Raw genomic sequence first — 13,256 nt, forward strand, 5'->3', positions numbered from 1 at the left:
AAGGTGAAGAATTCAATGCAAGTAATGCGTGGCTGGGCTGCTCGGCATGCGCCGTGGGTCGGTCTGGTAAGCATCCTTGGTGCAGCGCAACCCGCGTTCGCCGGTGATTACGAAGGTTCGCCGCAAGTGGCCGAATTCGTTGGCGAAATGACTCGGGACTATGGTTTCGCCGGGGAACAGCTGATGGGCGTGTTCCGCGAGGCCGAGCGCAAGCAATCGATTCTTGATGCCATCTCCCGGCCTGCCGAGCGGGTCAAGCAGTGGAAAGAATACCGGCCGATGTTCATTACCGACGCGCGCATTGCTCGCGGTGTGGATTTCTGGCGCCAGCATGAAGCGGTTCTGGCTCGCGCCGAGCAGGAATATGGCGTGCCGGCCCAGGTCATCGTGTCGATTATCGGCGTTGAGACCTTTTTTGGGCGTAATACCGGTAATTACCGGGTGATCGATGCTTTATCTACCCTGGGTTTCGATTATCCGCCCCGTGCCGAATTCTTCCGCAAGGAGCTGCGCGAGTTCCTGCTGCTGGCCCGTGAAGAGCAGCTCGATCCGCTGAGCCTCAAGGGCTCCTACGCAGGAGCCATGGGCCTGCCGCAGTTCATGCCGAGCAGTTTCCGCGCCTATGCGGTGGATTTCGACGGTGATGGCCACATCAATATCTGGACCAATCCGGACGATGCCATTGGCAGTGTCGCCAGTTACTTCAAGCGTCATGGCTGGGTGGCCGGTGAACCGGTGGTGAGTCGTGCCGATGTGCGTGGCGATCGCGTGGACGAAGGATTGACCACAGGGATCGAGCCGACCAAGACGGTCGGGGAGTTGCGGGCCCTGGGTTGGTCGAGTCATGATGCGCTGCGCGATGATATGCCGGTCACCGCTTTCCGTCTGGAAGGTGACAGTGGCCCGGAATACTGGATGGGCCTGAAGAACTTTTATGCGATCACTCGCTATAACCGCAGCGTGATGTATGCCATGGCCGTACATCAGTTGTCTGAACAGCTGGTCCAAGCACGGGGCGTCAAGTAATGCTGGCAATGCCAATCCGCAAACCCCTGAAGCTGGTGGCTTTTGCCGCGTTGTCCTTGTTGTTGGTCAGTTGCTCGACGAGTCGCTCGCCGCAACAGAAGTCCTCGAGTGGCGTGCGTTCCATGCCTGGCCTGGACGTCAATCGCGCCCACAAGGATGGCGCACCCTGGTGGGACGTCGACGTCTCGCGCATTCCCGATGCGACCCCGACCCTGCACACCGGCCCGTACAAGGCCAATCCCTATACGGTGCTGGGCAAGACCTATTTCCCCATCCAGGAATCCAAGAACTACGTGGCCTCTGGCACGGCGTCTTGGTACGGCACCAAGTTCCATGGTCAGAATACCGCCAATGGCGAGGTCTATGACCTTTACGGCATGAGCGCTGCACACAAGACCCTGCCGTTGCCCAGTTACGTGAAGGTCACCAACCTGGACAACAATCGTAGCGTGATCCTGCGGGTCAACGATCGCGGTCCGTTCTACTCTGACCGCATCATCGACCTGTCCTACGCTGCGGCAAAGAAGCTCGGCTACGCCGAGACAGGCACCGCTCGGGTCAAGGTCGAAGGCATCGATCCGCAGCAATGGTGGGCCCAGCGTGGCCGTCCGGCGCCGTTGATGCTCAATGAGCCGCAAGTGGCGCAGAATAGCGCGCCGGTGATCACGGCTTCGGCCGGTACTGTCGAACAATGGACGCCGCCGCCCCAGCAACACGCTGCCGCAGTGGTTCCCGTACAAGTGAAAAACACTGCTGCAGCGGCCTCTGGCCAGTATCTGCAGGTGGGCGCTTTCGCCAACCCGGACGCTGCCGAGTTGCTGCGGTCGAAATTGAGCGGAATGGTGAGCGCCCCGGTGTTCATCAGCTCGATCGTACGTAATCAGCAGACGCTGCATCGAGTGCGACTGGGGCCATTCGGCACGCCGGGTGAGGCTCAGCAAGCGCAGAACAGTGTGCGGCTGGCTAACCTTGGCCAGCCCAGCGTGGTCACTGCCGAGTAAGAAGATTGAAGGTCCGCTTGCGGTTTTGGGGGGCGGACCCTGGTTGTTGGCTCGTCGAACAACAAAAGCCCGGCAAGGGTCAGTGAGTGAACAACTGAATACGCGACAGCCCTTTAGAAGGCTGTCTGAATTAGTTTTGCCCTCGGGCAAGTTTCCATTAGCAACTTCGAGAGACGGATGAACATCACCACCTTTGCCAAACGCCTGTGCCTGCTTGTCCCGCTGATCATCACGCCCGCCGCCTGGGCGGTCGAAGCGATGCCGTCGCCACCGCAACTGGCCGCCAAATCCTATGTGCTCATGGACGCCAGCAGCGGTAACGTGCTGGTGGAGAACAATGGTGACCAGCGCCTGCCGCCGGCCAGTCTGACCAAGCTGATGACAGCCTACATCGCGACCCTGGAAATCCGTCGCGGCCAGATCGGCGAGAACGATCCGGTGACCGTCAGCGAGAACGCCTGGCGTACCGGCGGGTCGCGGATGTTCATCAAGGTGGGTTCGCAAGTCACCGTCAGCGACTTGCTGCACGGCATCATCATTCAGTCCGGTAACGACGCCAGCGTTGCGGTTTCCGAGCACATTGCCGGCAGCGAAGACGCGTTTGCCGACATGATGAACAAGACGGCTACCGATCTGGGCATGAGCAACAGCCACTTCATGAACCCGACCGGTCTGCCGAACCCTGAGCACTACTCGTCGGCCCACGACATGGCCGTGCTGGCTCGCGCGATCATCCACGAAGACCCTGCCCACTATGCGATCTACTCGCAGAAGGAGTTCTTCTGGAACGGCATCAAGCAACCTAACCGTAACCTGCTGCTGTGGCGCGACAAGACTGTCGATGGTCTGAAAACCGGTCACACCGATGAAGCCGGCTATTGCATGGTGTCTTCGGCAGTACGTGATGGCATGCGTCTGATCGCCGTGGTGTTCGGCACCAACAGCGAACAGGCTCGTGCCGCCGAAACCCAGAAGCTGCTGACCTACGGTTTCCGTTTCTTCGAAACCCAGACCTTCTACCAGAAAGGCACCGAGCTGGCTCAGGCGCCGGTGTGGAAGGGCACCACTCATCAGGTCAAGGCCGGTCTGGCTGAAGATCTGACCATGACCATGCCTAAAGGCCAGTTGAAAAAGCTCGCCGCCAGCATGACCATGAACCCGCAACTGGTTGCGCCGATCGCCAAGGGCGACGTGATTGGTAAAGTCGAAGTGAAACTGGACGACAAGGTGGTGCACAGCGCTGACCTGATCGCCCTGGAAGCGGTCGACGAAGGTGGTATCTTCCGCCGCATGTGGGATAGCATCCGTCTATTCTTCTACGGCTTGTTCAACTGATATTGTCGACCCGCGTGGCCCTCGCTCTTAAGTAGAGTGGGGGTCATGTCCGTCGCCACGGCTTACGAGGCCGTTACTGCCATGACAGACACTGACGTTAAGTCGCACAAGATTGAATTCCCCGTCGATGACTATCCGATCAAGGTGATCGGTGACACGGTTGTCGGCTTCAAGGACACCGTGATCGAGATCCTTGCCAAGTACGCCACCCTGGACATCAAGTCCCTGGCCGAGCGTCAGAGTAGCAACGGCAAGTACACCACGGTACAACTGCACATCACCGCCACCGGTGAAGACCAACTGCGTGATATCAATAGTGCCCTGCGTGCTACCGGTGTCGTCCACATGGTGCTGTGATGCCGCAAACGCTGGGCTTTCGTGAGCTTGGCCTGATGGCTTACGAGCCGGTCTGGCATGCCATGCAGCGTTTTACCAATGAACGCGGCACCAGTGCACCGGACGAGGTCTGGCTGGTGCAGCATCCACAGGTATTCACTCAGGGCCAGGCGGGCAAGGCCGAGCACCTTTTGCTTCCGGGGGATATCCCGGTGGTGCAGGTGGATCGTGGCGGTCAGGTGACCTATCACGGGCCGGGCCAATTGGTCGCCTATCTGTTGCTGGACGTGCGCAGGCTGGGATTCGGTGTACGAGATCTGGTCAGTCGCATGGAACAGTGCCTGGTGGAGCTGCTGGCCAGTTATGGCGTAGCGGCAGCGGCCAAGCCCGATGCACCGGGTGTCTACGTCAATGGGGCGAAAATCGCTTCCCTGGGCCTGCGTATCCGTCACGGATGCTCCTTTCACGGTCTGGCCTTGAACGTGGATATGGATTTGCAGCCGTTTCGACGGATTAACCCCTGTGGTTATGCCGGGTTGGCGATGACCCAGCTAAGCGACCATGCAGGGCCGATTGAATTTGCCGAGGTAAGTGCCCGGCTGCGTGCGCAGCTCGTCAAACACCTCGACTATGCTGAGCAGACGACCCTAACGGGCGGAATCGACTGATATGACTACTGCGCAAGACGCTGTTCAAACCCTGATCCCGACGGTGGATGTCTCCGAGCGGGCGCCACGTCCGAAAGTTGAAGCCGGCGTCAAATTGCGCGGTGCGGAAAAGGTTGCGCGCATTCCGGTGAAGATCATTCCGACCACCGAACTGCCGAAGAAACCGGACTGGATCCGGGTGCGGATTCCGGTATCCCCGGAAGTCGACCGGATCAAGCAACTGCTGCGCAAGCACAAACTGCACAGCGTCTGCGAAGAAGCATCCTGCCCGAACCTGGGCGAATGTTTCTCCGGCGGTACCGCGACCTTCATGATCATGGGCGACATCTGCACCCGTCGCTGCCCGTTCTGTGACGTTGGCCACGGCCGTCCGAAACCTCTGGATGTTGACGAGCCGATGAATCTGGCAGTGGCCATCGCCGACCTGCGCCTGAAGTATGTGGTGATCACTTCGGTGGACCGCGACGACCTGCGTGACGGCGGTGCTCAGCACTTTGCCGACTGCATTCGCGAGATCCGCAAGCTGTCGCCGAACGTACAGTTGGAAACCCTGGTGCCCGACTACCGCGGTCGCATGGATGTAGCCCTGGAAATCACCGCTGCCACGCCTCCGGATGTGTTCAACCACAACCTGGAAACCGTGCCGCGCCTGTACAAGGCTGCGCGTCCGGGCTCGGACTACCAGTGGTCGCTGACTTTGCTGCAGAAGTTCAAGCAACTGGTGCCCCATGTACCGACCAAGTCTGGCTTGATGCTGGGCCTGGGCGAAACCGACGACGAAGTCATCGAAGTCATGAAGCGCATGCGTGAGCACGACATCGATATGCTGACCCTTGGCCAGTACCTGCAGCCGTCCCGCAACCACTTGCCGGTTCAGCGCTTCGTGCACCCGGATACCTTCGCCTGGTTCGCCGAGGAAGGCTACAAGATGGGCTTCAAGAATGTCGCTTCGGGCCCGCTGGTACGTTCCTCGTATCACGCCGACGAACAAGCGAAACTGGCCCGAGAAGGCCTGGTTTCCTGATTTGCTGCCCGCAAGGCTTGGGTCTTGCGGGCAGTTTCCCGGCTCTTTCGAGCACCTCTTCCGTCTCAGTTGTTTTTTCGTCCACCCGGTCGCCTCCTCCTCTTCTGTTTAACGAGATTCATGGCTACTGTGCTTGAGTGAACTCACACAGGGAGAATCTGCATGCCCATCCAACCGACTGCTGCCCTTCATGCTCACCTGCCGGTGCCGGCACTGGCTGCGGAAGGCGTCATCGGCCTTATCGCCCCTGCCGGTCCCGCAGCGCTGGATACCGAAAAAGCCTTTCAATGGATGCGTTCCCGGGGTTATACGCTGCGGATTTTTCCCGGTGTAGGGCAGCAAGAGGGATACCTGGCCGGCAGCGACGAGGTGCGTCTCGATGACTTGCACAGCGCGTTTGCCGATAGCGACATCGATGCCATTCTGTGCCTGCGCGGGGGTTACGGCAGCCCGCGTTTGCTGGACAAAATCGACTTTGAGTTGCTGCGGCGCAATCCAAAACCCTTTGTCGGCTACAGCGATATCACTGCCCTGCACCTGGCGATCAACCGCTATGCAGGATTTGTGAGCTTTCACGGGCCGATGCTCAATGCCGACCTGCTAGGTGACAAGCAACCGCCAACCGAGGCGTGCTTTTTCAATCTGCTCCGGGGCCAGGTGAAGGCGGGCAGTCTGCTGCCCCATCCGGTGGCGTTCCCTTTGACCACCATCGAGCCGGGTATCGCCTTAGGCTCTTTGCTGGGCGGGAACCTGTCGATGATCGCCAGTACCCTCGGCACCCCGTATGAGATCAATACCGACGGCATCATCCTGTTCATTGAGGACGTCAACGAACCGCTGTATCGCATAGATCGCCTGCTCAATCACCTGCGGCTGGCCGGCAAGTTGGACAGCCTGCGTGGCGTCTTGGTCGGGGATGTGGCCGGTGTGGACTTCAGCGCCTTGTGCCGCCTGCTCAAGCAGACTTTCGAGCCGCTGCGGATTCCGGTGCTGGCGGGATGGCGCAGTGGCCATTGTGACCCCAACCTGACTTTGCCCATGGGCGCTCTGGTCAGGTTGGATGCAGGGGCCAGGGAGCTGACCCTGGCGCAGGACGTGGTGTTCAAGTAGGGCTGGTCCTGGCGAAGGAAGACCCACTTCGCCAGTTCTGGGCTTAGCGGTTGCGCAGGCTGTCCAGCAACTTGTGAGTCGGGTAGCCGTCTGCGGGCCAGCCCAGTGCTTGCTGGGCGCTACGAATGGCTTTGCGGGTGTTGGCTCCGATGATGCCGTCGGGGTTGCCGGCGTCGTAGTTGTTGGTGCTGAGCAGGGTCTGCAGTTCGATGCGCTCGGAGCGGCTCAGAGGCAGGTCGTCCTTGGGCCAGTTGCCACTGATCAGACCGGCGCCGCCGAAGCGTTCGGACAGCAGGTTGACTGCCAGGGCGTAGGACGATGAGTTGTTGTACTTGAGCACCGCTCGGAAGTTATCCAGGATCAGGAACGCCGGCCCCCGATAACCCGCAGGCAGCAGTAAGGATGCGGACAATTGCTCAGAGCCGTAAGGCAGCGCCTTGCCATTGGCGGTTGTCATCCCCAGGCGCATCCACTCGGTCACGGTCTTGCGAGTGGAAGCATCGGCCAGGGCATAGTCGAAGCCGCTGTTGAGCTGGACTTCAACACCCCAGGGCTGGCCTTTTTGCCATCCTGAGCTCTGCAGATAGTGAGCGGTGGAAGCCAGGGCGTCAGCCGGGCTGTTCCAGATGTCGCGACGACCATCGCCGTCGAAGTCCACGGCGTGAGTGTTGTAGGTGGTCGGAATGAACTGGGTCTGGCCCATGGCGCCGGCCCAGGAGCCCAGCATCTTCTCTGGCTGGATGTCGCCGTGTTGAATGATCTGCAAGGCAGCAATCAGCTGACTGTTGGCAAAGGCCGGGCGTCGTCCTTCATACGCCAGAGTGGCCAGGGAGCGGATCACCGACTTGTTGCCCTGGAAGTCGCCGAAATTACTCTCCATGCCCCAGACGGCCACCAAGGCCTGGCGATCAACGCCATAGCGCTGTTCGATTCGTTGCAGGATGTCGCTGTATTGGACCAGCAGTGCCTGGCCCTTGCGTACCCGTACCGGCGACAGTGCGCCATCCAGGTATTCCCAGACGGGGCGGGTGAACTCCGGCTGGCTGCGGTCGGCCTTGATCACGCTCATGTCCGGGGTGACCCCAGCGAAGGCGCGGTCGAATACATCCGCGCGGACTCCGGCGCCCAAGGCTTCGGCGCGGAAGGCGTTCAACCATTCATCGAAGGTCTGAGTGGGCTGGATGTCCAGATTGTCGATGGCGAGTGGCGCGACAGTAGCAGGTGCGGCAAGGGGGGCTGCCTGGAGGTTGGGTAGCGGCTGGGCGTCGGCGGCAGTGGGTTTCTCCGCGCAGGCGACTAGCAGAACAAGGCTGGAGGCAGCGATCAGTTGGCGCATGTGCCAACGACGAAAAAGACAAAAGGGCATGCACAGGTCCAGAGAGAATAACAATCAGGTGCAGACCTTATCATGCCAACGGGGTTCAGGGCTTCAGGCGGCCAGAAAGTAAGAAGCCTCCCAGCTTTTAGACTGGAAGGCTTCGCGGCGGTAGCTGCCTTTGCCCTTGGCCGGGCGTTCCTGACGGCTGCGGAACAGTGGCTGGGCGATGATGGACTTGGCCTTGTTGGGGCCATGCTTGGATGGCTTGCTCATGGTGAATGCTCGCTTTTTCAGGAGGAAAAGTGTTGCGGCGCGAATCATCGGCCAGAGTGGCTCTGCTGTCTAGTGCAAGCAAAAGATTAGTGGCGCGATTATTCGGCAGGCAATGCCAGGCGTTGGCCGGCCATCAGCAGCGACAGACGGCTCAGGCTGCTCCAGGGCGAGCCGCTGGCTTGGCCCTTGATCTGTGCATCGATACGCTGGGCATCCAGGAGCAATTGGCCCCAACGTTGCGCCGAATAGCGCTGCAAGGCTTTGCTCATCAAGGGTTTGCGCTTGTCCCAGACAGGAGGGCGAGCCTGACTGAAGACCTTGTCCAGCGGTACGCCCTGACTGAATTGCAGTGCCAGGTTGGCCAGCAGTCGCAGTTCCCGGGACAGGGCCCAGAGAATGACCGGTGGTTCGACGCCTTCGCCTCGCAGTCCTTCAAGCATGCGTAAAGCATGAGCGGCCTCGCCGTTGAGAATCGCATCCACCAGCCCAAACACGTCGAAGCGAGCACTATCGGCCACGGCGGCCTGTACCGTTTCGACGGTGATCTGCCCGCCTTCGGCCATCAGCTTGAGCTTTTCGATTTCCTGGGCGGCCGCCAGCAGGTTGCCTTCTACCCGGGCGGCGATCAGTTCCACGGCGTCCTGGCTGGCGGACAGGCCGGCCTGGGACAGGCGCTGGCGAATCCACTGTGGAAGCTGGTTGGCGTCCACTGGCCAGATCTGCACGAACTGAGTCTGGGCACCTTCGACCAGGGCCTTGCCCCACTTGGTCTTCTGCGCGCTGCCATCGAGCTTGGGCAGGCTGATCAACAGCACCGTGTCTTCGGCCGGACGCGAGCAGTATTCGATCAGTGCTGCCGCGCCCTTGTCCCCAGGCTTGCCCGAAGGCAAGCGCAACTCCAGCAGGCGCTTTTCTGCGAACAGCGACATGCTGGCCCCTGCTTGCAGCAGGGTGCCCCAGTCGAAGCTGGCATCGGCGCTGAAGACCTGGCGCTCGTCGAACCCCTGCTGGCGTACGGCAGAGCGAATGGCGTCGGCGGCTTCCTGGCACAGCAAGGGATCGTCGCCGCTGATCACGTAGACCGGCGCTAGAGTGCCTTGCAGGTGTTTGCCGAGTTGGGCGGGAGCGAGTTTCATAGGCGGGGGCCAGAGGGGCGCCTGAGCGCCCCGCAAGGCTTACTGGTTCGGCAGTTCCAAGGGAGACTGTTGCGGAGTTTCCGCCTCAGCCTTGCGTGCAGCTTCCAGGGCCTCGGCTTCTGCCTTGGCTTTGGCCTCGGCGGTAGCCTGCAGTTGAGCAAGCTGTTCCGGGGTCAGCAGTTGCAGACGGATCAGCATCCGCTGAATCAGGTCGCGACGCATTTCCTTGCGGGTTTCAGACGATTCCTGATCCGAGCCAGTGATGTTGTTGCCGTCGTGCAGGAAGACTTTCTGCACTTCCAGCTTGTCATTGAGCAGGCGCAGGTTGTCATGAGTCAGGATCTCGTACCTGAGCGTTGTGCTGATCTCGTATTCGGCCGAGCTGCCACCGCCGGTGTAGCTGAGCGTGCGCTGGGAGTTTTCCTCATTCAGCAGCACCAGCTTGTAGGGCGCGCCGGCATGGACCCGTACGCCACTGTTTTCCAGTTGCTGCTGGAGCATTTTCACGGTGGTGCCGTAGGCGTCACGAGCACTCAGGTCGAGCTCCTTGATGGTCAGCTCCTGGGTTCCCGTGCCGCGCAACTGGAAGCCACAGGCGCTCAGCAGTACAGCCAGGCCCATCACCAGCAGGTTACGTTTGATCATGTATTGCTCCCCTTGAAACCATATGGGCCAACCTTGTGGCCCTGAAGGTTTTGTTCGGCGCCCGGTCCCGGACCGGGCGCCTGATCCAATTAGCTGGCGACGATGTTGACCAGTTTGCCAGGCACCACGATGACCTTGCGGATGGTCAGACCTTCGGTGAAGCGCAGCACGTTCTCGTTGCTGCGCGCCGCGGCCTCGACTTCTTCACGGCTGGCGCTGGCCGGCATGTCGATCTGGCCGCGCAGCTTGCCGTTGACCTGGATGACCAGTTGCAGGCTGTCCTGAACCAGTGCGCTTTCGTCCAATACCGGCCAGCCGGCGTCGATCACCGGGTCGGCGTGACCCAGGCGATTCCACAGTTCGTGGCTGATGTGCGGAGTGATCGGCGCCAGCAGCAAGGTCACGGTTTCCAGACCTTCCTGAACCAGTGCGCGATCCTGCTCGGTACCTTGTGGGGCTTTTTCCAACACGTTCATCAGCGTCATCACCTGGGCGATGGCGGTGTTGAATTTGTGGTTCTGGCCCACGTCGTGGCTGGCCTGCTTGATGGCTTGGTGGATCGAGCGGCGAATGGCTTTCTGCTCGTCGTTCAGGCTGGCGATATCCAGTGTGCCCGGCAGGCCCTGGGTGACGTGGGCTTGAGCCAGACGCCAGACGCGCTTGAGGAAACGGTGCGAGCCTTCAACGCCGGAGTCCGACCATTCGGCACTCATGTCAGGTGGCGAAGCGAACATCATGAACAGGCGGCAGGTGTCTGCGCCGAACTGGTCAATCATCGACTGTGGGTCGACGCCGTTGTTCTTCGACTTGGCCATCTTCTCGGTGCCGCCGATTTCCACCGGCAGGCCGTCCGCGATCAGCTTGGCGCTGATGACCTTGGCCTTGCTGTCGCGTTCGAGTTCGACGTCCGCCGGGTTGAACCAGGTGTAGGCACCGTTGGCTTCGCGACGGTAGTAGGTCTCGGCGATCACCATGCCTTGGGTCAGCAGGTTCTTGAATGGCTCGTTGGAGCTCACCAGGCCTTCGTCACGCATCAGTTTGTGGAAGAAGCGCGCGTAGAGCAGGTGCAGGATGGCGTGTTCGATACCGCCGATGTACTGGTCCACTGGCAGCCAATGGTCGGCAGCTGATTTTTCCACCAGGCCGCCTTCATAGTGCGGCGAGGCGTAGCGGGCGTAGTACCACGACGATTCGACGAAGGTGTCCATGGTGTCGGTTTCACGCTTGGCCGGTGCGCCGCATTTCGGGCAACTGCACTCGTAGAACTCGGGCATGCGTGCCAGGGGCGAACCGGCGCCGTCCGGCACCACATCTTCCGGCAACACGACCGGCAATTGGTCTTCCGGCACCGGCACATCGCCGCAGCTGTTGCAGTGGATGATCGGGATCGGGCAGCCCCAGTAACGCTGACGGCTGATGCCCCAGTCCCGCAGGCGGAACTGGGTGCGCGATTGGCCGAGGTTCTTCTTCAACAGGGCCACTTCGATTGCGTCGAACGCGCCAGGGAAGTCCAGGCCGTTGAATTCGCCGGAATTGATCAGTTCACCGTGTTCGCCGTAAGCATCCTGCCATGGAGCAGGGGTCTCATCGCCGGCACTGGTGCGCACCACGGCCTTGATCGGCAGGCTGTACTTGCTGGCGAATTCGAAGTCGCGCTCATCGTGGGCCGGCACCGCCATTACTGCGCCATCGCCATAGTGCATCAGCACGTAGTTGGCGACCCAGACCGGGAGCTTCTCGCCAGTCAGTGGGTGCTCGACGAACAGCGAGGTCGGCAGACCTTTTTTCTCCTGGGTCGCCATGTCGGCTTCGGCAACGCTGCCGCCTTTGCATTCGGCAATGAATGCTTGCAGCTCGGGGTTGTTCCGGGCGGCCAGGGTGGCCAGCGGGTGTTCGGCCGCGACGGCGACGTAAGTCGCGCCCATCAGGGTGTCCGGACGGGTGGTAAAGACTTTCAGGGTGCCGGTTTCACCGATCGACGCCTGGTCGTAGGGGAACTGCACTTCCATGCCACGGGACTTGCCGATCCAGTTGCGTTGCATGGTCTTGACCTGCTCGGGCCAGCCCGGCAGCTCGTCGAGACTCTCCAGCAGCTCATCCGCGTAAGCAGTGATCTTGAAGTAGTACATCGGAATTTCGCGCTTCTCGATCAGCGCGCCGGAGCGCCAGCCGCGGCCATCGATTACCTGTTCGTTGGCCAGGACGGTCTGGTCGACCGGGTCCCAGTTCACGGTGCCGTTCTTACGGTAGATCACGCCTTTTTCGAACAGGCGGGTGAACAGCCACTGTTCCCAGCGGTAGTAGTCCGGCTTGCAGGTGGTGACCTCACGAGACCAATCCACCGCCAGGCCCAGGCTGCGCAGCTGGGTCTTCATGTAGGCGATGTTTTCGTAGGTCCATTTGGCTGGTGCGACGTTGTTCTTCATCGCAGCGTTTTCCGCCGGCATGCCGAAGGCGTCCCAACCCATGGGTTGCAGGACGTTCTTGCCTTGCATGCGCTGGTAGCGGGAAATCACGTCGCCGATGGTGTAGTTGCGCACGTGCCCCATGTGTAGCTTGCCGCTGGGGTAAGGGAACATCGATAGGCAGTAGTAAGTTTCCTTGCCTGGCTGTTCACTGACTTCAAAGGACTTTTGCTCATCCCAGAACGACTGGGCGGCGGCTTCGATTTCACGGGGCTGATAGTGTTCGTGCATGGCTACTTTTGTACTGAATAGGGGTGGCCTAATCCTCTTCAACGCAACCTCGGGTGGTGATGGCGCCCAATACGGCGTTTTTCAGTGCCCGGTGGAGCTGGAAGTGGAGTTACAGGAAGCGCCGTAGCATACATGACCGCACTCTGCGGAGGGAAACCCTGATTGTTCGCGCGGGCCGTTGGTCGCGGCGGCGCGTCGCTTTCAGCTGTCCGACTAAGCTCAAAAAGGGGAGTGATTCTTATCTTCGATGAGGTGAACGGATGCTTGAATCGCAGCGAAAAGTAACAGAACCGCAGGTGTATGAAAGGCTGCTGAATCGACTGGCTCTGGCCCTGGATGCGGCAAAAACTGCGGATCGATTGCGCAATGAACGGCCGGCCGAGTTGGAGTTGCGGGGGTTGAGCCCTGCTGAGTTCGAATTGATCAGGGTCTACCTGGCCCGCAGTCAGCATGAAATGCAGGTCAATGTATCGAGCAGTCTGCAACATCAGGAAATGCCCCGTTCGGCCAAGGTCATTTGGTTGAAGGATCAGGCGCCCCACAGGGATTCGGTAAACGTCCGGTCCCAGCAGTTCAAGTAGGTCCCGAGCCCTTTATTGGGTTGAGCGAGGTCGTGTCCGAGGACCTCGAAAGCAAAAGTGCCTGGCAGCGGTTGTTGCCGCATGGGTATCCCCATTAGGCTTCGAGC

General features: G+C 60.4%; 13 protein-coding genes. 8 read left to right on the forward strand and 5 right to left on the reverse strand.

The genetic code is table 11. The features are described from left to right. Positions 1-3: 3 nt before the first annotated feature. From mltB to FW796_RS27540, 7 genes are all read left to right on the forward strand, one after another. The gene (gene mltB, locus FW796_RS27510) at positions 4-1,026 is read left to right on the forward strand and encodes a lytic murein transglycosylase B (protein WP_185073441.1); all 1,023 of its coding nucleotides are present in this window, start codon (positions 4-6) and stop codon (positions 1,024-1,026) included. Beyond that, entirely contained in the window at positions 1,026-2,027 is a 1,002-nt protein-coding gene (locus tag FW796_RS27515; RefSeq protein ID WP_346635670.1) for a septal ring lytic transglycosylase RlpA family protein, read from the forward strand. The genes mltB and FW796_RS27515 overlap by 1 nt, the downstream gene beginning before the upstream one ends. 177 nt (positions 2,028-2,204) lie before the next feature. Then, on the forward strand, positions 2,205-3,362 hold the full coding sequence (locus tag FW796_RS27520) for a D-alanyl-D-alanine carboxypeptidase family protein (protein WP_025129298.1): 1,158 nt from the start codon (positions 2,205-2,207) through the stop codon (positions 3,360-3,362). 81 nt (positions 3,363-3,443) lie between these two features. Then, positions 3,444-3,719 carry a DUF493 domain-containing protein gene (locus tag FW796_RS27525; protein WP_025129297.1) on the forward strand — a complete coding sequence of 92 codons (276 nt, stop codon included), beginning with the start codon at positions 3,444-3,446 and terminating at the stop codon, positions 3,717-3,719. Next, positions 3,719-4,366 carry a lipoyl(octanoyl) transferase LipB gene (gene lipB / locus FW796_RS27530; RefSeq protein ID WP_123724387.1) on the forward strand — a complete coding sequence of 216 codons (648 nt, stop codon included), beginning with the start codon at positions 3,719-3,721 and terminating at the stop codon, positions 4,364-4,366. Before FW796_RS27525 ends, lipB begins: the two co-directional genes overlap by 1 nt. 1 nt (position 4,367) lies before the next feature. After that, on the forward strand, positions 4,368-5,390 hold the full coding sequence (gene lipA, locus FW796_RS27535) for a lipoyl synthase (RefSeq protein ID WP_102865352.1): 1,023 nt from the start codon (positions 4,368-4,370) through the stop codon (positions 5,388-5,390). Between the two features lie 162 nt (positions 5,391-5,552). Next, positions 5,553-6,500 (forward strand): S66 peptidase family protein, encoded by a 948-nt coding sequence (locus FW796_RS27540; RefSeq protein WP_346635671.1) that lies wholly within the window; start codon positions 5,553-5,555, stop codon positions 6,498-6,500. Between the two features lie 43 nt (positions 6,501-6,543). Here the strand turns inward: FW796_RS27540 and FW796_RS27545 are convergent, their stop codons facing one another. The 5 genes from FW796_RS27545 to leuS form a co-directional block, all read right to left on the reverse strand. Then, a complete protein-coding gene (locus FW796_RS27545; RefSeq protein WP_446440397.1) occupies positions 6,544-7,866 on the reverse strand; it encodes a lytic murein transglycosylase in 1,323 nt (440 codons plus the stop codon). 63 nt (positions 7,867-7,929) lie between these two features. Further along, complete coding sequence (gene arfA / locus FW796_RS27550; RefSeq protein WP_007927093.1) at positions 7,930-8,091, reverse strand: alternative ribosome rescue factor ArfA; 162 nt, start codon at positions 8,089-8,091, stop codon at positions 7,930-7,932. Positions 8,092-8,189: 98 nt separating this feature from the next. Next, the gene (gene holA, locus FW796_RS27555; protein ID WP_115581007.1) at positions 8,190-9,227 is read right to left on the reverse strand and encodes a DNA polymerase III subunit delta; all 1,038 of its coding nucleotides are present in this window, start codon (positions 9,225-9,227) and stop codon (positions 8,190-8,192) included. A 39-nt stretch (positions 9,228-9,266) separates the two neighbouring features. Next, positions 9,267-9,872 (reverse strand): LPS-assembly lipoprotein LptE, encoded by a 606-nt coding sequence (locus FW796_RS27560; protein ID WP_346635673.1) that lies wholly within the window; start codon positions 9,870-9,872, stop codon positions 9,267-9,269. A gap of 89 nt (positions 9,873-9,961) precedes the next feature. Continuing rightward, on the reverse strand, positions 9,962-12,568 hold the full coding sequence (gene leuS, locus FW796_RS27565; protein WP_446440398.1) for a leucine--tRNA ligase: 2,607 nt from the start codon (positions 12,566-12,568) through the stop codon (positions 9,962-9,964). Between the two features lie 260 nt (positions 12,569-12,828). Here leuS and FW796_RS27570 point away from each other — a divergent pair, with 260 nt between their 5' ends. Then, positions 12,829-13,149, forward strand: coding sequence for a hypothetical protein (locus FW796_RS27570; protein ID WP_346635675.1), 321 nt, complete (start codon positions 12,829-12,831; stop codon positions 13,147-13,149). Positions 13,150-13,256 lie beyond the last annotated feature (107 nt).

It is taken from the genome of Pseudomonas sp. 910_21 (assembly GCF_052850735.1).